Source organism: Marinobacter sp. M1C (genome assembly GCF_023314135.1).
GTDB lineage: Bacteria > Pseudomonadota > Gammaproteobacteria > Pseudomonadales > Oleiphilaceae > Marinobacter.
In genome coordinates, this window is record NZ_CP092289.1 from 3,972,873 (window position 1) to 3,995,936 (window position 23,064).

Below are 23,064 nucleotides of genomic sequence, written 5' to 3' on the forward strand. Positions count from 1 at the left end.
TTTTAGGCCGAATTTTTCCTCCTGAGCGCGGATCTGAGCGACTTTTTCAAGGCCACTGCGCTTGGGGATGAGCGACAGCACAAGACTGCACTGAGAGGATGGTGGAGGTTCTGCGCGCGACTTTATGGCCTCGCGCTGAGTGCGGCCAAAGTTCTCGAAATTGGAGCCAAAACCCTGTCAAGAACTTTTTGAGAAAAATCGAGGTGAATAGTTACAAATAAATAAGAGGTGAGCCCCAGGCTACAAGGCTGAGGGCTCACTATTTAATGGCACCTAACAAAGACAAGAGCGATGAAAAACTCTAAATCTCAACGTCTCTTTTTAAGAGGTCTATTGGCGTTACCGGTCACAATGACGGCACATGGCCAATCCTCAGCCGATATTGTCGTCACGGCACCGGTTATGGAGCGTGAACTCTACAAAACCCCGGCTGCCATATCGGTCGTCAGGCGAGAGTCCATTCAGCAGGGGCAACCCAGATCGAAATTGAACGAAACTCTGAGCCAGGTTCCCGGCGTTTTTCTGCAGAATCAGGAGAACTTTGCCCAGGGCGAGCGCATCGCTATACGCGGCTTTGGAGCGAGGGCACCTTTCGGGGTGCGCGGCGTTACGGTCATGGTTGACGGCATTCCTTACACGCTGCCAGATGGTCAGGCGCAACTGGACGCGATTGACCTGGACAGCGCCGAACGCATAGAAGTCATTCGGGGCTCCGCCTCGGTTCTTTACGGTAACGCGGCGGGCGGGGTCATCAGCGTAACCACGTCAGATGGGCATCGTAAGCCCGATAAAACATCCGTTCGCACCACTGGCGGAAGCGATAACTTTGGCAAGGTGGTCATAAGCAACAACCAGAACAGCGGGCCCTGGTCGCACAGCGTAAGCGCGTCGGCGCTTAACTATGAAGGCTACCGCGACCACGCTAGGGTAGAGAAGTACCTTCTTAACACCAAATTACGCCGGGAGCTCGATAAAGACCGCTCACTAACGGCCATCATAAATCTGTTGGAGAACCCCCGTTCCGAGGACCCGGGCGCCCTAACCGCTGATCAGGTTGAGGCGGACCGGTCTCAGGCAGGACGCTTTACCGAGCAATACGACACCGGGCAAACCGTTGATCAGCAAGTGCTTGGCCTGCAGTATCAGGATCTTTCCGCCGGCCCCGGTGAATTGCGCGCCAAAACCTTTTACATCCGTAGAAACTTTGAGCAACAACTCCCCTACCCCGGCGATAGCCGTATCGACTATAACCGTGACTATTTCGGGGCCAGTGCCGATTATCGTCAGTCTTTCGCGCTTGCGGGGCTGCCATTTCGTTATGTCGCCGGGCTGGAAGCTCGCAGGCAAAAAGATGAACGCATCCGGCGAGAAATGAGTTTTAGCGGTAATTTGCAAGGGCTAACCGCCGAAGAGCTGCAAACGGCAACCACGCTCGGCGCTTTTGTTCGAAGCGACCTGGACCTTACAGACCAACTGACCTTATCCATTGGTGGTCGTTTCGACAGGATTCGCCTTAAGGTCGATGATGATTTTGCCGCAGATGGAAACCAGAGCGGGAATCGCACCTTCCGTGAATGGAGCGGTTCTACAGGCCTGAGCTATCGATATCTGCCCTCACATCAGGCATACGCCAACATCAGTACCGCCTTCGAAACGCCCACCTTTTCGGAGTTTGCGAACCCATCTGGAGTAGGCGGACTCAATCCGGAAACCGATCCTCAAAAATCTCTTAATCATGAGCTTGGTTTGCGCGGTGACCTGAGTAACGGCATCGATTATGACCTCACCCTGTTTTGGGTTGATGTTCGGGATGAATTGATTCCCTATGAATTAACCGGCCCTGATGATCGAACCTTCTACCGCAACGCCGGAGATACCACCCGCAAAGGTTTCGAGGCTGCCGCCGGTTGGCTTTTCTCACCGAGCTGGCGCGCAGAAACCGCACTCACTTTGGCCAGCTACACGTTTGAGAACTACCGTTCAGAGGGCAATAATTACGACGACAATCGATTACCGGGCCTGCCCGAAAAAGTCTGGTCTAACCGGTTAAAATGGGAAGGATTGGGCGGCACTTTTGTCACATTGGAAGCTCGTTATATCGGCGATATGGTCGCTGACAGCGCCAATGAGGTAAAAATTGATGACTACTGGTTGGCTAATCTGCGTGGCGGAAACACCTTGTACGCCGACAGAAACCTTCTTTTGAAAGGCTTCGCCGGCGTTCGCAATCTGGGTGGCAAGGATTACTTCGCAAACGTGCGCATTAATGCCAGCAATGGTCGTTATTTTGAGCCCGCCGCAGGGCGTGTCTGGTACCTGGGACTTGAGACGGTCTTTTAAAGCTCGAACTCTTTCTCACCGATCTTTCAAGTTGTGCGCACCCACTCTCAGCTGAGGCCGGTTTTCATCAATTTCAGTCAGCGGTGCGCATTCTTTGATGGTTTCAAGACAGCGCTCAGTTAACGCCTGATACTCGCGGGTGCCGCTTTGCTTCCAGCCCACTTCTTTATCACTCAACTGTCGCAGCACTTTGGCCGGCGACCCTACAATCAATGAGGCTGGCTCACACTCGAAACCGGCTTTTACAAAAGCGCAGGCACCTACAATCGAGCGCGCTGCAATAACGGCCTCGTCCATTATAACGCTGTTCATACCCACCATTGCGTCTTCTTCAATGGTGCAGCCGTGCAATATTGCGCCGTGTCCCACGTGGCCATTGCGGCGAACAATCGCGTCCCGGCCCGGAAACGCGTGAACAACGCAGCTGTCCTGCAGGTTCGAGCCTGCCTCCATAACAATACGACCGAAGTCGCCACGTAAAGATGCACCGGGGCCAACGTAACAACTGGCACCCACATGCACGTCGCCTATCAGCACCGCTGTTGGATGAACGTATGCGGATGGATGCACTACTGGCGTAACCCCGTCAATTTGGTAACACGGCATAAGATCCCCCTAACTGGACACTAACGTTTATTTCACGAGTTCTAGGCGCTCAAGGTTAAACACAAGATACACATAAAAATCAGAAATCTGCGGACACTACGACACCGAAAAACCGAACGTGATACAAAAATTCATTATTTTGACCCTTGACCGGTATCAATTAAAACCTATACTCTTTCGTTAAAACAAACAAGGCAAAACACCGCTGTAAAGAACCGCCCGACAGCTGCGGGCTCAGGTTCTGGAAAATTAAAAATAATGAAATACCGAGACTATAATGATGCCGCAGATACTGCTATCAGAAGGGCCAACTAACGGCGTTCGCCTTCTAACGCTTAATCGTCCCGAAGCTCTCAATGCACTCAATACCGCACTGCTCGAGGCGCTGAGCGAACAACTCGATATTGCAGAAACCGACCCTGAAACCAAAGCCGTCGTTATTACCGGGAGCGAGCGCGCGTTTGCCGCCGGTGCCGATATCAACGAGATGGCCTCCCGCGATGTTGTTGGAATGCTGGAAGACCCCCGTGTCCAGCACTGGGCGCGCATCGACCGCTTTGTTAAACCGCTGATTATCGCCGTGAACGGTTTTTGCCTGGGCGGCGGCTGTGAGCTCGCCATGCGGGGCGACATTCTTATTGCCGGCACCAACGCCCAGTTTGGTCAACCTGAAATCAACCTCGGCATTATGCCCGGCGCCGGCGGCACCCAGCGGCTGGTGCGAGCGGTGGGGCAATCATTGGCGATGCAGATGGTTCTCACCGGTGAAGCTATCGGTGCTCAAAGAGCCCTAGCAGCCGGTTTGATCACCGAAATCTGCCAACCAGAGCTTACCGTGGAGCGCGCCATGGCGATCGCCACCACTATTGCATCCAAAGGCCCTATTGCGGTGCAGCTGGCTCGCGAGTCAGTGCGCCGCGCTGGGGACATGAACCTTGCTGACGGCCTGCGATTTGAGCGTCACGCGTTTACCATTCTGGCTGCCACGGACGACCGCCGAGAAGGTTTGGATGCGTTCCGCAACAAGCGAAAACCCGAATTCCACGGACGCTGATCCCTCCTAGACAACGACCAACTGCCCGATGACAGACGGGTACCAAAACTGAAAAAAGGACTATTTCATGACCGAGCAGAGCGTGCTTCTCGATATTGACCAGGGGATTGCCAAAGTTACCCTGAACCGCCCAGACAGCCTTAATAGCTTCAACGTTGAAATGCACAAACAGATGCGCGCCGCGCTCAAGCGTATTCGCAACGATGCCTCTGTGCGGGTAATGCTGTTGACCGGTAACGGCCGGGGTTTCTGCGCCGGCCAAGACCTGTCTGACCGCGCCGTCAAGCCGGGCGCGCAAACGCCGGACTTGGGTATCTCCATCGAACAGCACTACAACCCGTTACTGCAAGCCCTACGGGACCTGCCGATGCCGGTTATCTGTGCCGTTAATGGCGTAGCGGCGGGCGCAGGCGCAAATATCGCGCTGGCCTGCGACATCACACTTGCGGCTCGTTCCGCCAACTTTGTTCAGGCCTTTTGCAAAATAGGACTTATTCCCGACTGCGGCGGTACCTGGACCCTGCCGCGCGCGGTCGGAATGGCTCGTGCAAAAGGCCTGGCCTTACTGGGCGACAAATTGAGTGCCGAAAAGGCGGAACAGTGGGGCATGATCTGGCAGTGCGTAGAAGACGACGCCCTGCAGGATGAAGCCATGAAGCTGGCCCGTCATTTCGCCACTCAGCCCACCAAAGGCCTGGCAATGATCAAGCGTGCCCTGCACGCAAGCGCCAATAATACGTTTGAAGAACAGGCACTGGTCGAGCGTGATCTGCAGCGCCTGGCTGGCCGCAGCGATAACTACCGTGAAGGTGTTTCAGCCTTCATGGAAAAACGCACACCCAAATTCACAGGTAAATAAACCATGCAGCCACTCGCCATAGACACCCCTGTTGCCGTTATCGGCGCCGGTGCCATGGGCTCCGGTATTGCTCAGGTCGCCGCGCAAGCGGGTCATCAAGTGTTTTTACTTGACCAGCGCGAAGGGGCCGCCGAAGCAGGCCGTCAGAGCATCGTTAAGCAACTGCAGCGTCGGGTAGATAACGGAAAGATGGAGCAGTCCGCGCTGGACGCCCTCATCAACCGCATTACGCCGGTTAACGAGCTCGACGATCTTTCCAGCGCCGGCCTCGTCATCGAAGCCATCATTGAAGACCTGGATATCAAGCGCAGCTTACTGACCAGCCTTGAGCTCGTCTGCGGCGACGACACCATTCTGGCCACCAATACGTCGTCCATCTCGGTAACGGCACTGGGCGCAAAAATGAAGCACCCCTCGCGCCTGGTGGGCATGCACTTTTTTAATCCGGCGCCTTTGATGGCACTGGTGGAAGTGGTCAAAGGCCTGGCCACCAGCGATGACGTTGCCCAACGCGTTTACGCTACGGCGGCCCAATGGGGCAAGAAACCCGTAACCGCAACCTCTACCCCCGGCTTTATTGTGAACAGAGTCGCACGGCCGTTTTACGCAGAAAGCCTGCGACTGCTGCAAGAACAGACAACAGACAGCGCCACCCTGGACGCCATCATGCGCGAGGCCGGCGGTTTTCGGATGGGCGCGTTCGAGCTGACAGACCTGATCGGGCACGACGTAAATTACGCAGTGACCTCCTCGGTGTTCAACTCCTATTATCAGGACACCCGCTTTTTACCTTCGCTGGTACAGAAAGATCTGGTTGACGCCGGCCGTTTAGGCCGCAAGACCGGCCAGGGCTTTTACAACTACGCCGAGAGCGCGCAAAAACCCCTGCCCGCCACCGCCGAAAAAGCCAACTCCGCTGCCGATACCTTGGTTGTCGAAGGCGACCCCGGCCCGCTGGCACCGTTGGTAAAACGGCTGGCTGCCAGCGGCTTGAACATCATCGAACGCGATGGTCCCGGCCGCCTGCGATTTGGCGATGCCGTGCTGGCATTGACCGATGGCCGTATGGCCACCGAACGAGCGGCGAACGAAGCCTGCAATAATCTGGTACTGCTCGACCTGGCGTTTGATTACGCCAACACCACTCGCCTTGCCATCGCGGTTGCTGCGCAGGCGTCTGAGCAAGCCAGAACCGATGCCTGCGCCCTGTTGCAAAAGGCCAGCTTGGCAGTCAGCCAGATTGCCGACCGGCCAGGCCTGGTTGTTATGCGCACCGTTGCTACTCTGACAAATGAGGCCGCAGATGCGGCTCTGCACGGAGTGGCGTCTATTGGCGATATAGACCTTGCCATGAAAGCCGGCCTGAACTACCCGGAAGGTCCTTTGCGCTGGAGTGACAACCTTGGGTTCAGCCTGGTGCATACCGTACTGACACACATCCAGCAGAGCTACGGCGAAGAGCGCTACCGGCCTGCCTTGCTGCTGCGGCAAAATCGTTTCGCCGAAAAGGGGTTCTATGCATGAGCAACCAACCGAACACACAAACCCCGCAGCAGCTGGCACAAAACTGTGCTGACGCCATGTACCAGCGGGACGAAGCCAGTCGCAATCTGGGTATGGAAATCACCCAGGTTTCCCCCGGCAAAGCCACCGTTACAATGCCCGTGAGCAGCATCATGATTCAGGGCCACGGCTCCTGCCATGGCGGCTACCTGTTCACTCTGGCGGACTCGGCCTTTGCGTTTGCCTGCAACAGCTACAATAAAGCGACCGTGGCGTCTGGCTGCTCTATCGATTACATGCTCGGCGCCCGCGAGGGTGACCTTTTGACCGCCAGCGCGGTTGAGCAATCACGCGGCAATCGTACCGGCGTGTACGACATAACCATCACCAATCAGGACGGCCATGTGGTGGCCCTGTTTCGCGGCAAGTCCTACCAGGTGCGCGGCGAAGTCATCCAGTCGGAGAATAATCAATGAGCTATAACAAACCCCTGCAAGACGCCTACATTGTTGACGCTGTTCGCACACCGGTGGGCCGCTACGGTGGTGCTCTGTCTGCCGTGCGCGCCGACGACCTGGGCGCCATACCCATCAAAGCTCTGAAAGACCGCTATCCGAACCTGGATTGGGCCGCCATAGACGACGTGCTTTATGGCTGCGCCAACCAGGCCGGTGAAGACAACCGCGATGTGGCGCGCATGGCGCTGCTGCTGGCAGGTTTGCCGGTAGACGTACCGGGCACCACCATTAACCGCCTGTGCGGATCAGGCATGGATGCTATCGGCAGTGCCGCCCGCGCCCTGCGCACTGGCGAAGCCCAGCTGATGCTGGCTGGCGGGGTGGAATCCATGTCGCGCGCACCGTTTGTGATGGGCAAAGCCGACTCTGCATTCAGCCGTGCAGCCGAAATATTCGATACCACCATCGGCTGGCGCTTTGTGAATCCTCTGTTGAAAAAACAGTACGGCGTTGACTCAATGCCAGAAACCGCCGAGAACGTGGCCGCCGACTTCAAGATTTCACGGGCAGACCAGGATGCCTTCGCTCTGCGCAGCCAGCAGCGCACCGCTGCGGCTCAAAAAGCAGGGCGTTTTAGTTGTGAAATCGTGCCGGTCAGCATTCCCCGCCGCAAGCAAGACCCACTGGTGGTGGATACCGATGAACACCCGCGCGCAACCACGTTGGAAAAACTCGCCAGCCTGGCCACGCCGTTCCGCGAAGGCGGCAGCGTGACGGCCGGTAACGCCTCTGGCGTAAACGATGGCGCCTGCGCCTTGCTGCTCGCCAGCGGCAATGCCCTGAAGAAATACAATCTAAAACCCCGCGCCCGCGTTATAGCTATGGCCACCGCCGGCGTTGAGCCGCGCATTATGGGCATGGGACCGGCGCCCGCCACCCGCAAGGTGCTGAAAATCGCAGGCCTGGAATTGGCCGATATAGACGTGATTGAGCTGAACGAAGCCTTTGCCGCCCAGGCTCTCGCAGTACTGCGCGATTTAGGACTGCCAGACGACGCCGAACACGTTAACCCTAACGGCGGCGCCATTGCCCTGGGCCACCCGCTGGGTATGAGCGGCGCACGCCTTGTTACCACCGCGATGAATGAGCTGGAACTCCGCCACCGGCAGGGCCAGAAAGCCCGCTACGCTCTGTGCACTATGTGCATCGGTGTGGGCCAGGGCATTGCCATCGTTATTGAACGCGTAGACCACGCCGACTGATGTATTCGACGCGCAAACGCGCGTGCCGGGCACAAAAACTGAAGCTAATCCGGTAGCAAACCGGGGCAACAAGAACAACGCAGGAAAAGATGATGGACCTACCCATGCAAAAAGTCGGAAAACTGGACCGGATGGAAACCGCCAGCGTGGACGAACTTCGCCACGAACAGCTGCAGCGTCTGCGATGGAGCGTCTGGCACGCTTACACTAACGTGCCTCATTACCGCAATGCGTTTGACGCCATTGGCCTGAAGCCGATGGACATCAACCGTTTGGAAGACATCGTCAGGATTCCGTTCACCGGAAAAGAAGACCTGCGGAATAACTATCCGTTCAAGATGTTTGCTGTGCCCATGAAAAAAGTCGTCCGGGTACATGCATCCAGCGGCACCACCGGCAAACCGACCGTTGTGGGCTACACCCAAAGCGACATTGAAACCTGGGCCGACATAGTGGCACGCTCCATTCGCGCCGGTGGCGGCCATGCCGGCGACAAAATCCATATTGCCTACGGCTACGGCCTGTTCACAGGCGGCCTTGGCGCCCACTACGGCGCCGAGCGCCTGGGCTGCACGGTTATTCCCATGTCGGGCGGGCAAACCGAGAAACAAGTTCAGCTGATCAAAGACTTTGAACCTGACATCATCATGGTCACGCCTTCTTATATGCTGAACATTGCCGACGAAATTGACCGCCAGGGCATTGACCCCAAAAAGCTGCCATTGCGATTGGGCATTTTCGGTGCCGAACCCTGGACTAACGAAATGCGCACAGAGCTGGAGGACCGCCTGGGCATTCAAGCGTTGGATATCTACGGCCTGTCTGAAGTGATGGGGCCAGGCGTGGGTATGGAATGCCTGGAAACCAAAGACGGCCCCACCATTTGGGAAGACCACTTCTACCCGGAAATTGTTAACCCGGAAACCGGCGACGTGTTGCCAGACGGCGAATACGGCGAACTGGTATTCACCTCGCTCACCAAAGTGGCCATGCCGGTACTGCGCTACCGCACCCGCGATCTTACCCGCTTGTTACCTGGCACGGCGCGCCCCATGCGCCGCATCGATAAAATCACCGGCCGCAGCGACGACATGCTGATTATTCGCGGGGTTAACGTATTCCCCAGCCAGATTGAAGAGCAGGTATTGAAATGCCGCGCTCTGTCGCCTCATTACGAAATCGAGGTGTACAAAAAAGGCAACCTGGACTGCGTGGATGTTCGGGTAGAACTGAAAGTTGGCGCAGAAGGCGAGAACGTCAAAGAACACACAGCCAAAGAACTGGCGCATCACATCAAATCGTATATTGGTATCAGCACCAAGATAGACGTGCAGGATGCAGGAAGCATCAACCGCTCGGAAGGCAAAGCAAAACGCGTATTCGACCGGCGCAAAGACTGACACGGACGTTTCAGCGATGCATCGCACTCGTCATTTAAATTTTATTGTTTAAATAATGATCTAAAAGTCACAACGTATCGTCTGACACTTTAGCTAACAGATTCAGATACTTAGAACCTTAACGCCCTAACATGATACAGAATAATCTAGCTTGAAATTTATCCAGTATCATATAGTATAAATGCATAGCCCGTGATTCGTCGCGGAGCATTGCTGTCCAACTACAACAGACCAACAAGACAGATTCGGAGAGAGTTATGTACGCACAGCTCGTTGACACCGGTACCAAGCGCCTCAAAACCCGTGAAGAGATGTCCCCCGAAGAGCGGGACTTTCAGGACAAAATAGACGCCGAAACCAAAATCGAAGCCAAAAACTGGATGCCAGACGGCTACCGGAAAACCCTGATTCGCCAGATTTCCCAGCACGCCCACTCAGAAATTGTCGGCATGCTACCGGAAGGCAACTGGGTTACCCGCGCGCCCACGCTAAAGCGCAAGCTTCAATTGATGGCCAAAATTCAGGACGAAGCAGGCCACGGCCTGTACCTTTACAGCGCCATGGAAACCCTGGGTGCTGATCGCGATGAAGAAATTCAGAAGCTGCACGATGGCAAAGCCAAGTACTCGAGCATATTCAACTACCCAACCCTGAACTGGGCCGATATGGGCGCCGTGGGTTGGCTTGTAGATGGCGCAGCCATCGTTAACCAGGTGGTTCTGCAGCGCACATCCTACGGCCCCTATTCCCGTGCGATGGTGCGAGTCTGTAAAGAAGAGAGCTTCCACCAGCGTCAGGGCTTCCAGATTCTGCTGGACATGATGCGTGAAGGCACTCCGGCCCAGAAAGACATGGTGCAGGATTCCATCAATCGCCTGTGGTGGCCGGCGTTGATGATGTTTGGCCCGCACGACGACGAATCCCCCAACTCGCAGCAGTCCATGGTTTGGAAAATCAAGCGCAAGAGTAACGACGAACTGCGCCAGATGTTTATTGACCAAACCATTCCACAGCTGGAATTCCTCGGCTGCACCGCACCCGATCCAGACCTTAAGTGGAACGAAGAATCCGGTCACTACGACTTCGGCACCATTGACTGGAAAGAATTCTACGACGTGCTCAAAGGCGATGGCCCGTGTAACCGTGAACGCATTTCTACTCGCCGCAAAGCGATAGACGAAGGCGCCTGGGTACGCGAATCCGCCGTGGCCTACGCCGCAAAACAAAAACAACGCGCCGCCGCTTAAATAGGCGCGCGAATAGGAGAGCACTTATGTCTGAATGGCGCCTTTACGAAGTTTTCGTGCGCAGCAAGCATGGCCTTAACCACAAACATGTGGGCAGCGTGCACGCTGCTGACAATGAAATGGCCATGGAAAACGCCCGTGACCTGTACACCCGTCGCAGCGAAGGCGTGAGCATCTGGGTGGTTCCTTCTGACACCATCACGGCCTCTGCTTCAGACGAGAAAGAAGTCCTGTTCGATCCGGCAGAAGACAAAGTGTATCGGCACGCGTCTTTCTACAAACTGCCAGACGAAGTCGGGCACATGTGAGGAGCGACCCATGACTGAACAAAAAGCTCTACAGGATTACCTGCTCCGCCTGGCGGATTCCGACATGATTCTAAGCCAGCGCCTTTGCGAACTGTGTGGCAAAGCGCCGGCCATAGAAGAAGAAATGGCCATAATGAACGTCGGGCTAGACCTGGTCGGCCAGGCGCGCAACTGGTACGAATACGCCGCCGAACTGATTGACGACGGCCGTGATGCAGACAAGTTGTGCTTCCTGCGGGACGCTCTGGACTATCGCAACCTGCTATTGGTCGAGCAGCCGAATGAAGACTACGCAGTCACTATGGCGCGCCAGTTTTTCTTCGACGTATGGCACTACTTCACTCTGAAAAGTCTGGTAAATGCCAGCGATGAGCGCATTGCCAACATCGCCGCGAAGGCCGTCAAAGAAGCCACCTATCACTTGCGCCGCTCGTCAGAGTGGGTCAAACGCATGGGCGACGGTACCGAAGAAAGCCACCGCCGCATTCAGGAAGCGTTTGATCTGCTGTGGCGCTTCACCGGCGAACTGGTAACGCCGGACGATACCGATCATGCCATGTTTAAGGCCGGCATTGGCCCGGATCCAGAGAAACTGAAGCAAGACTGGTTCGGCATGGTGCGTGAGGTGGCGGCCCAAGCCACCCTGAAAACCGGTGCGGAAGACGCCTGGATGTACATGGGCGGTAAAAGCGGCGTTCACACCGAACACCTGGGAATCATCCTGGCCGAGATGCAGTTTCTGCCTCGCGCCTACCCGGATGCGACTACTTGGTAAGTCTGTTTATGAAAGGGAGCTCATCCGGTGAATGAACGTGAACCATCGTCTGTAGACCTACTGATTGCCAGCGACCGGGTGCCGGCCAACGCCCACCCCGAACTGCTGACGGAAGACGCAATCTGGGCGCTGCTGGATAACGTCAAAGATCCGGAAGTGCCTGCCGTCAGCGTGTTAGAGCTAGGCATCGTGCGGAGGCTGAGTTGGGACGGCAAACATCTGAGTATTGATGTCACGCCCACCTACTCAGGTTGCCCCGCCACCGAGCTGATTGAAGAACTGATTGCCGAAGCCCTGCGCACCGTTGGCGTTCGCGACCCGAAAATTAATCGCGTGCTGACCCCGGCCTGGAGCACAGACTGGATAACCGACGTAGGCCGGGAAAAACTCCGGGTATATGGCATAGCACCGCCCCAGGGCAGTGCCAGCAAAATGAGCCTGCTGGGCGCCGATGAAATCATCACCTGCCCGTTTTGTGACAGTAAGCACACCGAACGAGTCAGCGAATTCGGTTCTACTGCCTGCAAGGCACTTTACCGCTGCCGCGACTGCCTTGAACCCTTCGACTATTTCAAATGCATATAGAGCCGATACGCCATGAATAAATTCTACTCACTGGCCCTCAAAGAGGTCAGGCCGGAAACAAGAAACGCCGTATCCCTGTGCTTTGATCTGCCCACCGATGTGGCAGAAAAATTCAAGTACAAGCAGGGCCAGCACCTGGTGGTGCGTACCACAGTTGACGGCGAAGAAGTGCGCCGCACCTACTCCATTTGTTCCAGTGTGAATGATCAAGAACTGCGTATTGCCATCAAACGTGTACCCGGTGGCGTATTTTCCAGTTTTGCTAACGACCTGCTAAAGCCCGGATCTGTTCTGGACGTTATGCCGCCCCAGGGCCATTTCTCCGTTGAGCTGGATCCGGAACGTGACGGGAATTACCTGGCGGTTGCAGCCGGCAGTGGCATTACGCCCATCCTGTCCATCATAAAGACCACCCTGGAAACCGAGCCCAAGAGTCAGTTCACTCTGTTTTACGGTAACAAGGGCACCAGCAGCACCATGTTCCGCGACCTGCTGCAAGATCTTAAAAACGAATACATGACCCGCTTCAATCTGGTGTACATTTTCACCCGCGAAGAACAGGACATAGACCTGTACAACGGTCGCATTGACTCAGACAAGTGCGACCGATTGTTTGACCACTGGATTGACGCCAAGAACCTGACCGCTGCTTTCCTCTGCGGCCCCCAGATGATGACCGAAACCGTGCGCGATTCACTGACGCGTCATGGCATGAACAAATCGAACGTTCATTTTGAACTCTTTACGCCTGTTGGTGGCGTGCCCAAGGCACGCAAAGATCGTGCGGAAACCAAAGTCGACCTGCAAGCCGTCAGCGTGGTTACGGTAAAAGCGGACGGTCGTTCCCTGACCTTTAATCTGGTGCGTGACACCAAGAGCATTCTGGAGGCAGGCAACGCCGAAGGCGCCGACTTGCCCTACTCCTGCAAAGCGGGCGTGTGCTCCACGTGCCGAGCCAAGGTCATCGAAGGCGAAGTCGAGATGGATCAGAACTTCGCTCTGGAAGACTACGAAGTGGCGGCAGGCTATGTGTTGTCCTGCCAGTGCTACCCCGTCAGCGACAAGGTCGTTCTTGACTACGACGAAATGTGATTTTGGAGTTTTACTAAATGTCAGTTCTTAAAAGCTTTATTGCCGGTGAATGGATTGGCGAGCGGCGGGCCAAAGCCCTGCCCAGCGCCATCAACGGCGAGATTGTGGCGCACACGCATGGCGACACTCTAGACTTCAAAAAAGCCGCCGAATACGGCCGCAAAGTCGGTGGCAAAAACTTGCTGGCCATGGATTTTCAAGAGCGCGCACTGGCGCTTAAAACCATGGCGATGTATCTGCAGGAGCACAAGAAAGAACTGTACGCGCTGTCTATGCACACCGGTTCCAGCAAAGCGGATAACGGCATCGACATCGACGGCGGCTTCGGCACCATGTTTTCCTACGCCAGTATGGGCCGCCGCGAACTGCCGTCTGGCAATGTGGTACACGAAGGCCCGGTAACGCAGTTGGGCAAGAACAACCACTTTGCCGGCACCCATATTCTGGTGCCACGTGGGGGTGTTGCGCTGCACATCGACGCTTACAACTTCCCGGTGTGGGGCATGCTGGAAAAGTTTGCGCCAACCTTTCTGGCGGGCATGCCCTCCATTGTTAAACCGGCCACCTCCACCTGCTACGTCACCGAACTGGCCGTGCGCCTGATGCACGCATCCGGTGCTTTGCCTGAGGGCAGTCTGCAGCTCATTATTGGCAGCACCGGCGACCTGTTCGAGCATCTGCAAGAGCAGGACGTCGTCTCTTTTACTGGCTCAGCAAAAACCGCGCGCATGCTGCGTAACCACCCAAATATTGTCCAGCGCTCGATACCGTTCAACGCCGAGGCTGACTCGCTGAACAGCGCGGTTCTAGCCCCGGACGTTACCCCGGAACACGAAGAATTCGATCTGTTTGTGCGTGAAATCAGCCGTGAAATGACCGCTAAAGCCGGTCAAAAGTGCACCGCGATCCGCCGGGTTATGGTTCCACAAAACCAAGTGCAAGCCGTGTGCGACAAACTTAAAGAACGGCTGTCGAAGATTACCGTTGGCGACCCTTCCGTTGAAGGCGTACGCATGGGTGCTTTGGCGTCTATTGACCAACTGGAAGACGTGAAAGCCAACATCCAGGAACTGCTAAAAACCAGCGAACTGGTGATGGGCGGAGACGGCAGTTTCAAGCCCACCGGCGAGGGCACAGACAAAGGCGCGTTCATAGAACCGCATCTGCTGCTGTGCCGTAACCCGGAAAACGGTTGTGGTGCTCACGACATCGAAGCCTTCGGCCCGGTTGTCACCATTATTCCTTACCACACCCTGGACGACATGGTGGAACTGGTTGCCAAAGGCCGCGGCTCACTGGTGACCACCGTCACCACCCGTGATCCTGCGATCATTGCCAAACTGGCACCAGCGCTGGCTGCCTATCACGGTCGCCTGCACCTGCTGGATGCGGAAGCGGCAAAAGAGTCCACCGGTCACGGCTCTCCCCTGCCCATGCTGAAACATGGCGGCCCGGGCCGAGCGGGTGGTGGTGAAGAACTCGGTGGCATTCGCGCGGTACATCACTACCTGCAGCGCACGGCTATTCAAGGCTCGCCTACCATGCTGGCTGCTGTCACCGGCGAATACGTTCGCGGCGCCAAACTGATTGAAAACGACGTGCATCCGTTCCGCCGTCATTTCGAAGACCTGCAGATTTGTGAATCGCTGCTAACACACCGCCGTACCGTCACCGAAGCAGATCTGGTGAACTTTGGCTGTTTGTCCGGCGACCATTTCTATATGCACTTCGATGAAATCGCCGCCCGCGAAAGCCAGTTCGGCAAGCGCATTGCACACGGCTATTTTGTGCTATCTGCTGCCGCAGGCCTGTTCGTGTATCCAGGCGAAGGCCCGGTATTGGCGAACTACGGTCTCGACACCCTGCGCTTTATCGAACCGGTAGCACCGGGCGATACCATTCGCGCCCGCCTGACCTGCAAACGCAAGATTGATCAGGGCCGCACGTCACCCGATGGCCATCCGCAAGGCGTGGTGGTGTGGGATGTTCAGGTCACCAATCAGGAAAACGTACTGGTTGCGAGCTACGATATTCTGACTTTAGTGGCCAAAAACAGCGCCAAAAAGCCGGAGTAAGTATCCGGCCATAAAAAAACCGCCAGCGGCGTTCGGTTCTGGCGGTTTCTTTGTATCTGGCGTTCCGCCAAATTCGACGCTTATGATGGCCCTCAGGCAACGCCCAGCGGCACAATAAGAACCGGACGCTTGGAGTGGGTCAGTGTTTTAGTCGCGGTAGACCCCATCAGCGCTTGCCCTACCGAGCTGTGCTTGCGGGCTCCCATAACGATCACATCAACGTTCATCTCATCGCCAACTTCAAGGATTTTACGCCAGGGCGTACCTTCCTCGATGCGCGCCTGAATGTTTTTCAGACTTAACACTTCGTGCTCTTCCAGCTCTTCCGCGCAGAAGCGCTCAATACGCGCGCGGATCTTATGGCTCAACGCCTCAACACCCTTGTGCAGCATGTCGTCGAGTTCTTCTTTCTCCATCATGTTACTCAGCACACTGCGCGCCGTTCCCGACAGCGACTCGATCACATACAGATAGGTGATCTCAGCCTCGGGGTAGTGGCCACACAAACTGACCGCTGCACGGAATGCCGGGCGCGATCCCTTATCAAGATCTGAAACGTATAAAATCTTTTTAACATCGTAAAACATTTGTGTTTTCCTCTACCCACTGGGGACAGGTAAAGCTGAACCGCCTAGCGGTACAGCAGCTCGGGCAAAAATAGTGCAATTTGGGCAATAAAAACAATCATCATCAAACGCACAATATCGGCGCACCAGAATGGCGTAACGCCTTTGAAGATAGTGCCCGTTTTGACATCTTTCAATACTGCGCTGAGCACAAAAACGTTCATACCCACGGGCGGCGTGATCAGACTGATCTCAGTCACGACAACGACAACTATGCCGAACCACACCAGATCGAAGCCCATACTCGCCACAAGCGGATAGAATACCGGCACTGTCAACAGGATCATCGACAGGCTTTCAAACACCATCCCAAGCACAATGTAGATACCCAAAATTGCCAAAATCACGACAATCGGGGCCACATCCAGCGCAGTCACGAACTCCAGCAACATGCCCGGCAGCCCGGCCCGGTTAATAAAGTCCGAGAAAATCAGCGCCCCGATCACCACGGCAAACAGCATCGCAGAAGTACGCGCTGTATCCGCCAGTGTTTCGAAGAGTGTCGACAAAGTGAGGCTGCGCCGGGCGAGGGCAATCAGAAAAGCGCCACCGGCACCGATGCCCGCCGCTTCCGTCGGCGTGAAGACACCCAGATAGATACCGCCCATGACGACGGTGAACAACAGCAATACACCCCAAACTCCTTTCAGCGCGCGCAAACGTTCCGGCCATTCGGCTTTCTCACCCGCGGGGCCAGCGCTGGGATCACGCCAAACCACATAACGGACCGCGCCCATATACATTAGAATGCCGAGGATGCCCGGAATAAAACCGGCGGCGAACAGTTCACGGATAGAGGACTCGGTCAGCAGACCGTAAATGATCAGAATCACGCTCGGCGGAATCAGGATGCCCAGAGTGCCGCCAGCAGCGATAGAGGCGGTGGCCAAAGAGTCGGCATAACCGTATTTGCGCATCGGTGGCATGGCCACCTTGCCCATGGTCGCAGAGGTTGCCAGACTGGAGCCACAGATCGCCGAGAAACCACCACAGGCTACTACCGTTGCCATTGACAATCCGCCCTTGCGATGACCAAGAAAGGCATTGGAAACATGGTAAAGCTCCTGGGCCAGGCCCGAACGGGTCACCAGGTTACCCATCAGCACGAACAACGGAATTACCGACAGGCCATAATTCTGGACCGTATCGATCACCCGGTTCGACGCCATCGACAGGGCGCCCCGCCAGCGGAAATCCATGAAGTTGTTCAGGTCCAGCCCCATCAGAAAGGCGAAACCAAAGAAACCGACCAGACCCATGGCAAAGGCTATCGGCACCCTCAGAACCAAGATCATGAAAAGGAGAACTGCAAAGCCGGTCAGCACGACGGTCATAGAATTTTCCGTACCTGATTGGTTTATTTGTGAGGATTGGACAGCATGCGATAAACGCCGAGCGTTATCATTCCGGCGGCGGTCAGCCAACTCATAATGGCGATGTACTCGGAAATATAACCACTGGGCATGCCGAGAAATTCCGTCACAACACCACGCCGGATCGATCTCTCGCCAAGCTCAAAGATCCGTACCCCAAGGAAATACATCGAAGAGGAAATAATCACGGCCGAAACCAGTCCGAGAACCTTTAACACCGTTTGCCCCAGCACATTATCGAGCAGATCCACCACGATATGCCCACCCCGATAAGTGATAACCGGCATCGCCGTGAATACCATCAGGGCAAGGCCGAGTCGGATGAGCTCAGTGGCCCCGGGAACGGGGCTGTTGAAGAGATAGCGACCGGCCACGTCCAGGCAGGTAGTCAACATAAGCAGGAAGAGAACTGACGCTGCTACAACCTCCAGAAGGAAGACCAGCCACTTGGCTGGTCCCTTCTCGCTGTAATGCCTGTTAACCCATGTAGCGAGAGTAGCGAGAGACATGTGGTTACTCCTGGTGCTCACGCTCATACTCTCGAGCAACGGTCCGCAGCTCTTTGAGCGCCTGTTGGGCATTCGGAGCACGATCAGACACGTTCTGGATCCACTGTTCGTCCATGCCCTGAATCAGCTTCTGGAAGTCCTGCGCCATCTGATCCCCTTCCTTAACCCGGATGATGTTGACGCCGGCTTCCTGCGCGGCCTTCAGGCCCTCGTCATCAATACTATCCCAAGCGCGTCCGGCCAGGGCGGAGAGTTTTTCACCCGATACGCTCATGATCGCATCGCGATCCTTGGGGTCCAGCTTTTCTAGGAAGTATGGATCGATGAACATGGAAAAACTACCGAGATACATGCCTCCAGGGAGCATGGTGACGTTGGGCGCCACTTCTTTGAGACGCAGGGTCTTCTGCTCACCCATGGGGAGGAAGGCACCATCAATCATTCCCTGCTGCATCATTTGATAGACTTCTGGGGCTGGCGCTGAAACCGGGGTCACGTCCATTCGCTTGCCAAGATCGGTCTGGACGCCACCACCAATACGAATCTTCTTGCCCTTTATCTGATCGAAGGAGGTGATTGGATCAATGGAATGGATATGGCCCGGACCATGGGTAAACATGCCAATGAGGGTCAGGCCTACAAACTCGCCGGAGTCCATGAAGTACTTGTTATACACCCGCCAGAGTGCCACGGAAGCCGCCTCGGCTCCTACACCCAGGCCCGGCAATTCCACAATCTGGGGCAACTCGAAACGGCCCGGAACGTAACCGTGGTAACTGAATCCGGCGTTGACGACACCGTCCTCTACCAGCTGGAACATGGTTTTCGGGTGGCCCAAATCGTGTTCGATTTCAACCTTAACCCGTCCTTCCGTTGCCTCTTCGACCCATTTGGCCCAAGTCGGCCAGACCACGGCATTCTGTGGGTTGGTCGGCGGCAGCCAGGTCCCGACGTGCAACGTCGTGGCGGCGAAAGCGCTGCCGGATATCGCCAGCCCCAATGAAAGGATGGCGGCTTTGGTAAAGAGTTTTGTTTTTGTCATAACGGCCTATCTCCTGATAGTTTTGTAATTATTACTTGCTCGGCCGCGGCCCGGGAAGACCCGCAAACCTTCCTGGCGCTGCCACTACAGGTCTTGCAGCGCCCAACCGTACACACTCCCGTCAGTTATTTGAGAACAGGGCATGAATGTTGTTTTTGTTGAACTTCAACACCGGATCTAGCTCCGTCATCTCGAAAGAGATTTGTACATAACCTTCATCAGTGATCGGTTGCATCCAGTCACACAGAATCTTGAATACCTGCTTAGCGACTTCCTGTTTAAGAGTCATATCGCGACCGTGTCCGATCTTAAGGTTCAGATTCAGGAACGCGAAATTATCACGACCATCAGCCACCCGAAAATCGTTGCAGCGGATTGCACGGCTGCGCACACCGCCAAGCGGGAAAGCACCGGTTGACACCACATATTCATGCAATCCTCTGAATAACGGCTGAAAATCCAGACGGTCATGCAGGTTACCCGAGTATTCAACTATAAAATGCGGCATCGTCAGCACTCTCCTGAGCGATTGATTTGAGTCCTTGCCCCGGAACAATCCGGCGAATATGGGCAAGGTGTTAATAGCGAGAAATATACTTAACATGTTAAGTGTTGTCAATACGTATAGCCATTGCAACACTTTCCTGTGCAATGCCCACACACGATCGTAACTCTAGTTCAGATGTCTGCTCTTGACTTACTTAATATGTTAACTAAAATGGATCTTATTCAATCTGCGCCAACCGATATGGCCGCGCACGATTCCACGCACAGCCAGTGAACCGCAACGGACTATCAAAGGTGCCATCAAGCATGTTGACAAATGAGCAGATCAAGATTGCCGCCGATCGCTTGTACGAAGCAGAAGTGAATCGCAGGCAGATCCCGGCGCTGACCCTGGAGTATCCCGAAATGGACATGGCAGACGCCTACTCCGTGCAGAAAGCCTGGGTAGACCGCAAAATAGAAGATGGCCGCAAAGTGATCGGTTATAAAATTGGTTTGACGTCGCGTGCAATGCAGGTGTCGTCCAACATTGACCAACCCGATTACGGTGTGCTGCTCGATGACATGCTGTTCGAAGACGGTGCCACCTTAAAAGCGTCCGATTTTCTTGATCCCCGCATCGAAGTAGAACTAGCGTTTGTAATGAAAAAGCCATTGTTCGGTGCAAATGTCACCATCTTTGATGTTATCAACGCGACCGACTATGTCATTCCTTCGCTGGAACTGATCGCCGCGCGCTGCCTGCGTACCGATCCAAAGACAGGCTACACTCGCAAGGTGTACGACACCATTTCCGACAACGCAGCTAATGCCGGTATCGTCATGGGTGGCCGACCAGTCAAACCGATGGATATCGACCTGCGCTGGGCCGGCTGCATGCTGTATCTGAACGGTCAAATTGAGGAGACTGGTCTGGCCGGTGGCGTGCTGGGCAACCCGTTAAAAGGGATAACCTGGGTCTGCAAGCGTTTTGCTCCACACAATATTGGTCTTGAGCCAGGCCAGGTGATCCTGTCTGGCTCTTTCATCCGCCCGGTTCCGGTCAAAGCGGGCGATACCGTCCACGCTGACTTCGGTTCGCTGGGTGGCGTAACCCTGAACTTCGAATAAGCCCAAGCGTACAGGAGACTATCATGGAGCTGCCAAAAAACCGCTTCAAGCAGGGATTGGCCACCGGCAACACCCAGTACGGCCTCTGGCTTGGCCTGCCGGATAACAGCGCCGCTGAAATTGCCGCCCTGGCCGGTTTCGACTGGCTGTTGATCGACGGTGAACACGCCCCGTTTGACCTGCGTACCATCATGTCTCACCTGCAGGCAATTGCCCCTTACGACACCGCACCCATTGTGCGCTGCGTCGAGGGCAACACCGCCCTGCTCAAGCAGCTGCTGGATATTGGTGTGCAAACCTTGCTGGTGCCCATGGTCGAGACCGCCGAACAGGCAGCCCAACTGGTACAAGCCGTGCGTTACCCGCCGCAAGGCATCCGCGGTCTGGGCACCTCATTAGCCCGCGCCGCGCGCTGGAATCAGGTATCGGATTATCTGACAAAAGCCAATAGCGAGATCTGCCTGATTGTTCAGGTAGAGACCGTCAGCGCGATGGAAAATCTGGACGCCATACTGCAAGTGGACGGCGTAGACGGCGTATTTATCGGCCCGTCCGATTTGTCTGCGTCTATGGGCTACGTTGGCGACGCGGGCAACCCGGTGGTAGTCAAAACGATCAACGCCGGCCTGAACAAGATTCGCGACGCCGGTAAATATGCCGGCCTGCTCTGCCTCGATCCGTCGCTGGCGGAGAGCTATGTGCAACAGGGTGCTCACTTCGTTGGTGTCGGCGTAGACACCATGATTCTGGCTAATGAAACCCGCAAGCTGGCGCAGCGCTTCAAACACGGCGCCCCGGTTGAAGATGAAAAACCTCAGGCCGGTTACTGATCGCCTGCCATCAACACGAGAAGGTTAACAATGACTGCGAAGACTTTAGTTAATAGCAAGCTGGTCTGCGTCGCACTGAACGACAAAGCTCAGCTGGCTGCTCTGGAAGGGGCATTCAACGAAGCCCCTTATAATAAGCCGCCGACTCAGCCGGTGCTTTATTACAAGCCCCATAACACCTGGAGCACCGAAGGTGCCGTGGTTGAGTGGGCAAAAGATTTTGACGGCAACGACGTTGCTGAAATGGCCGTAGGTGCCAGCCTGGGCGTAGTGATTAGCAAAGAAACCTGCCGTGTGTCTGCAACAGAAGCACTGGATTACGTTGGCGGTTACACCATCGTCGCTGACTACTCCCTGCCGGAGCAGAACTACTACCGCCCCGATATCAAAGGCAAGTGCCTCGACACGTCCGCACCGGTTGGCCCTGACGTTGTTGCCACCGGCAAAGTTGCCAACCCGGATGCCCTGACGGTAACTGTCAGCGTCAACGGCGAGCGCAAGAGCACTTTTGACATGGTCAACATGGAGCGCAGCGTTGCCGGGCTTATCAGCATTATCTCGCGCATTATGACTCTGCAGGCCGGCGAAATCATCGCCGTCGGATTCGCCGGTGATCGTGTTGCGGTCAATAAAGGCGACAAAGTTGAAGCAAGCATCGAGGGTGTCGGCACCCTGAACAATACATTGGGAGGGGCCTGAGCCATGAGACACGCACGCATTATTTTGGACGGTCGTGAACTAGACATCAGCATCGATGCAAACGACAAGATCACCACCACCGGAGGTGAAGCACTGGACGTGGCACTGAATTCCGACAAATTCACCTGGCTGCCGCCGGTAAAGCAGCCGGGCACTATCTTTGCACTTGGCCTGAACTACGCCGACCACGCTACGGAACTGGCGTTTGAACCACCAAAAGAACCGCTGGTATTCATCAAGCACGCCAACACACTGACCGGTCACAAGCAGATCAGCTACCGCCCAGACGGCATTGATTACCAGCACTACGAGTGTGAACTGGTTGCGGTGATCGGCAAAACCGGCAAGAACATCAAGCGTGAAGACGCTCTGGACTACGTGGCCGGCTACACGGTGTGTAATGACTTCGCCATCCGCGACTATCTGGAAAACTACTATCGCCCGAATTTACGCGTGAAGAGCCGCGATTCGTTGCTGCCGATGGGCCCCTGGATTGTCGATACCGCCGACGTCCCTGACGCCAACAATCTGCGCCTGTTAACCGAAGTGAATGGCAGGATCACGCAGGACGGCTCGACCAAAGATATGATCTTTGACATACCGTTTCTAATCGAATATCTCAGCAAGATCATGACCTTAAATCCGGGCGATATGATTGCAACCGGCACACCCCACGGTGTAGCTGACATGCAGCCGGGCGACACCGTGGCTTGCAGCATTGAGAACATCTGCTCACTCGAAACGAAGATCGTTTCCGAGCAGGAATATTACGGCGACAATTACTAAGAGCTTCAGGAGAAGACT

The 23,064-nt window shown here is 55.4% G+C and carries 23 protein-coding genes; 17 read left to right on the plus strand and 6 right to left on the minus strand.

Going from position 1 to position 23,064, the window contains the following annotated elements; all coding sequences use genetic code 11:
- The first annotated feature begins 291 nt into the window (after positions 1 to 291).
- The gene (locus tag MIH19_RS18730; RefSeq protein ID WP_249006298.1) at positions 292 to 2,340 is read left to right on the plus strand and encodes a TonB-dependent receptor; all 2,049 of its coding nucleotides are present in this window, start codon (positions 292 to 294) and stop codon (positions 2,338 to 2,340) included.
- A gap of 15 nt (positions 2,341 to 2,355) precedes the next feature.
- Here the strand turns inward: MIH19_RS18730 and MIH19_RS18735 are convergent, their stop codons facing one another.
- Positions 2,356 to 2,946 carry a phenylacetic acid degradation protein PaaY gene (locus tag MIH19_RS18735; protein WP_249006299.1) on the minus strand — a complete coding sequence of 197 codons (591 nt, stop codon included), beginning with the start codon at positions 2,944 to 2,946 and terminating at the stop codon, positions 2,356 to 2,358.
- A 280-nt stretch (positions 2,947 to 3,226) separates the two neighbouring features.
- Between MIH19_RS18735 and paaF the strand changes: the two genes are divergently transcribed.
- The 12 genes from paaF to paaZ all read left to right on the plus strand — a co-directional run bounded on the left by paaF (position 3,227) and on the right by paaZ (position 15,564).
- Positions 3,227 to 4,000: a 2,3-dehydroadipyl-CoA hydratase PaaF gene (gene paaF, locus MIH19_RS18740; protein ID WP_249009053.1), complete on the plus strand. Its 774-nt coding sequence runs from the start codon at positions 3,227 to 3,229 to the stop codon at positions 3,998 to 4,000.
- A 67-nt stretch (positions 4,001 to 4,067) separates the two neighbouring features.
- Positions 4,068 to 4,859: a 2-(1,2-epoxy-1,2-dihydrophenyl)acetyl-CoA isomerase PaaG gene (paaG, locus tag MIH19_RS18745; protein ID WP_249006300.1), complete on the plus strand. Its 792-nt coding sequence runs from the start codon at positions 4,068 to 4,070 to the stop codon at positions 4,857 to 4,859.
- Positions 4,860 to 4,862: 3 nt separating this feature from the next.
- Positions 4,863 to 6,383 carry a 3-hydroxyacyl-CoA dehydrogenase PaaH gene (gene paaH / locus MIH19_RS18750; protein WP_249006301.1) on the plus strand — a complete coding sequence of 507 codons (1,521 nt, stop codon included), beginning with the start codon at positions 4,863 to 4,865 and terminating at the stop codon, positions 6,381 to 6,383.
- On the plus strand, positions 6,380 to 6,838 hold the full coding sequence (gene paaI, locus MIH19_RS18755) for a hydroxyphenylacetyl-CoA thioesterase PaaI (protein WP_249006302.1): 459 nt from the start codon (positions 6,380 to 6,382) through the stop codon (positions 6,836 to 6,838). The genes paaH and paaI overlap by 4 nt, the downstream gene beginning before the upstream one ends.
- Positions 6,835 to 8,082, plus strand: coding sequence for a 3-oxoadipyl-CoA thiolase (gene pcaF, locus MIH19_RS18760; protein WP_283164070.1), 1,248 nt, complete (start codon positions 6,835 to 6,837; stop codon positions 8,080 to 8,082). Before paaI ends, pcaF begins: the two co-directional genes overlap by 4 nt.
- A gap of 92 nt (positions 8,083 to 8,174) precedes the next feature.
- Positions 8,175 to 9,482 carry a phenylacetate--CoA ligase PaaK gene (gene paaK, locus MIH19_RS18765; protein WP_249009055.1) on the plus strand — a complete coding sequence of 436 codons (1,308 nt, stop codon included), beginning with the start codon at positions 8,175 to 8,177 and terminating at the stop codon, positions 9,480 to 9,482.
- A 257-nt stretch (positions 9,483 to 9,739) separates the two neighbouring features.
- On the plus strand, positions 9,740 to 10,729 hold the full coding sequence (gene paaA, locus MIH19_RS18770; RefSeq protein WP_249006303.1) for a 1,2-phenylacetyl-CoA epoxidase subunit PaaA: 990 nt from the start codon (positions 9,740 to 9,742) through the stop codon (positions 10,727 to 10,729).
- 26 nt (positions 10,730 to 10,755) lie between these two features.
- On the plus strand, positions 10,756 to 11,037 hold the full coding sequence (gene paaB, locus MIH19_RS18775; RefSeq protein ID WP_014872580.1) for a 1,2-phenylacetyl-CoA epoxidase subunit PaaB: 282 nt from the start codon (positions 10,756 to 10,758) through the stop codon (positions 11,035 to 11,037).
- A 10-nt stretch (positions 11,038 to 11,047) separates the two neighbouring features.
- Entirely contained in the window at positions 11,048 to 11,812 is a 765-nt protein-coding gene (gene paaC, locus MIH19_RS18780; RefSeq protein WP_249006304.1) for a 1,2-phenylacetyl-CoA epoxidase subunit PaaC, read from the plus strand.
- A 63-nt stretch (positions 11,813 to 11,875) separates the two neighbouring features.
- On the plus strand, positions 11,876 to 12,397 hold the full coding sequence (gene paaD, locus MIH19_RS18785) for a 1,2-phenylacetyl-CoA epoxidase subunit PaaD (protein WP_283164121.1): 522 nt from the start codon (positions 11,876 to 11,878) through the stop codon (positions 12,395 to 12,397).
- Between the two features lie 12 nt (positions 12,398 to 12,409).
- Complete coding sequence (paaE, locus tag MIH19_RS18790; RefSeq protein ID WP_249006305.1) at positions 12,410 to 13,489, plus strand: 1,2-phenylacetyl-CoA epoxidase subunit PaaE; 1,080 nt, start codon at positions 12,410 to 12,412, stop codon at positions 13,487 to 13,489.
- Between the two features lie 17 nt (positions 13,490 to 13,506).
- Positions 13,507 to 15,564, plus strand: a complete 2,058-nt coding sequence (paaZ, locus tag MIH19_RS18795; RefSeq protein ID WP_249006306.1) for a phenylacetic acid degradation bifunctional protein PaaZ — start codon at positions 13,507 to 13,509, stop codon at positions 15,562 to 15,564.
- 92 nt (positions 15,565 to 15,656) lie between these two features.
- Here the strand turns inward: paaZ and MIH19_RS18800 are convergent, their stop codons facing one another.
- The 5 genes from MIH19_RS18800 to MIH19_RS18820 all read right to left on the minus strand — a co-directional run bounded on the left by MIH19_RS18800 (position 15,657) and on the right by MIH19_RS18820 (position 19,733).
- Positions 15,657 to 16,151 carry a universal stress protein gene (locus MIH19_RS18800; RefSeq protein WP_249006307.1) on the minus strand — a complete coding sequence of 165 codons (495 nt, stop codon included), beginning with the start codon at positions 16,149 to 16,151 and terminating at the stop codon, positions 15,657 to 15,659.
- A 44-nt stretch (positions 16,152 to 16,195) separates the two neighbouring features.
- On the minus strand, positions 16,196 to 17,524 hold the full coding sequence (locus tag MIH19_RS18805) for a TRAP transporter large permease (protein ID WP_249006308.1): 1,329 nt from the start codon (positions 17,522 to 17,524) through the stop codon (positions 16,196 to 16,198).
- Between the two features lie 23 nt (positions 17,525 to 17,547).
- Positions 17,548 to 18,072: a TRAP transporter small permease gene (locus MIH19_RS18810; RefSeq protein WP_249006309.1), complete on the minus strand. Its 525-nt coding sequence runs from the start codon at positions 18,070 to 18,072 to the stop codon at positions 17,548 to 17,550.
- 4 nt (positions 18,073 to 18,076) lie between these two features.
- Entirely contained in the window at positions 18,077 to 19,114 is a 1,038-nt protein-coding gene (locus MIH19_RS18815) for a TRAP transporter substrate-binding protein (protein ID WP_249006310.1), read from the minus strand.
- Positions 19,115 to 19,235: 121 nt separating this feature from the next.
- A complete protein-coding gene (locus tag MIH19_RS18820; RefSeq protein WP_249006311.1) occupies positions 19,236 to 19,733 on the minus strand; it encodes a 5-carboxymethyl-2-hydroxymuconate Delta-isomerase in 498 nt (165 codons plus the stop codon).
- 194 nt (positions 19,734 to 19,927) lie between these two features.
- Here MIH19_RS18820 and hpaH point away from each other — a divergent pair, with 194 nt between their 5' ends.
- From hpaH to MIH19_RS18840, 4 genes are read left to right on the plus strand one after another with little or no spacing between them, the layout of a single operon-like run.
- On the plus strand, positions 19,928 to 20,731 hold the full coding sequence (gene hpaH / locus MIH19_RS18825; protein ID WP_249006312.1) for a 2-oxo-hept-4-ene-1,7-dioate hydratase: 804 nt from the start codon (positions 19,928 to 19,930) through the stop codon (positions 20,729 to 20,731).
- Positions 20,732 to 20,754: 23 nt separating this feature from the next.
- Entirely contained in the window at positions 20,755 to 21,561 is an 807-nt protein-coding gene (gene hpaI, locus MIH19_RS18830) for a 4-hydroxy-2-oxoheptanedioate aldolase (RefSeq protein ID WP_249006313.1), read from the plus strand.
- Between the two features lie 30 nt (positions 21,562 to 21,591).
- Positions 21,592 to 22,260, plus strand: coding sequence for a fumarylacetoacetate hydrolase family protein (locus MIH19_RS18835; protein WP_249006314.1), 669 nt, complete (start codon positions 21,592 to 21,594; stop codon positions 22,258 to 22,260).
- A 3-nt stretch (positions 22,261 to 22,263) separates the two neighbouring features.
- Positions 22,264 to 23,046, plus strand: coding sequence for a fumarylacetoacetate hydrolase family protein (locus tag MIH19_RS18840; protein ID WP_249006315.1), 783 nt, complete (start codon positions 22,264 to 22,266; stop codon positions 23,044 to 23,046).
- The last annotated feature ends 18 nt before the right edge of the window (positions 23,047 to 23,064 follow it).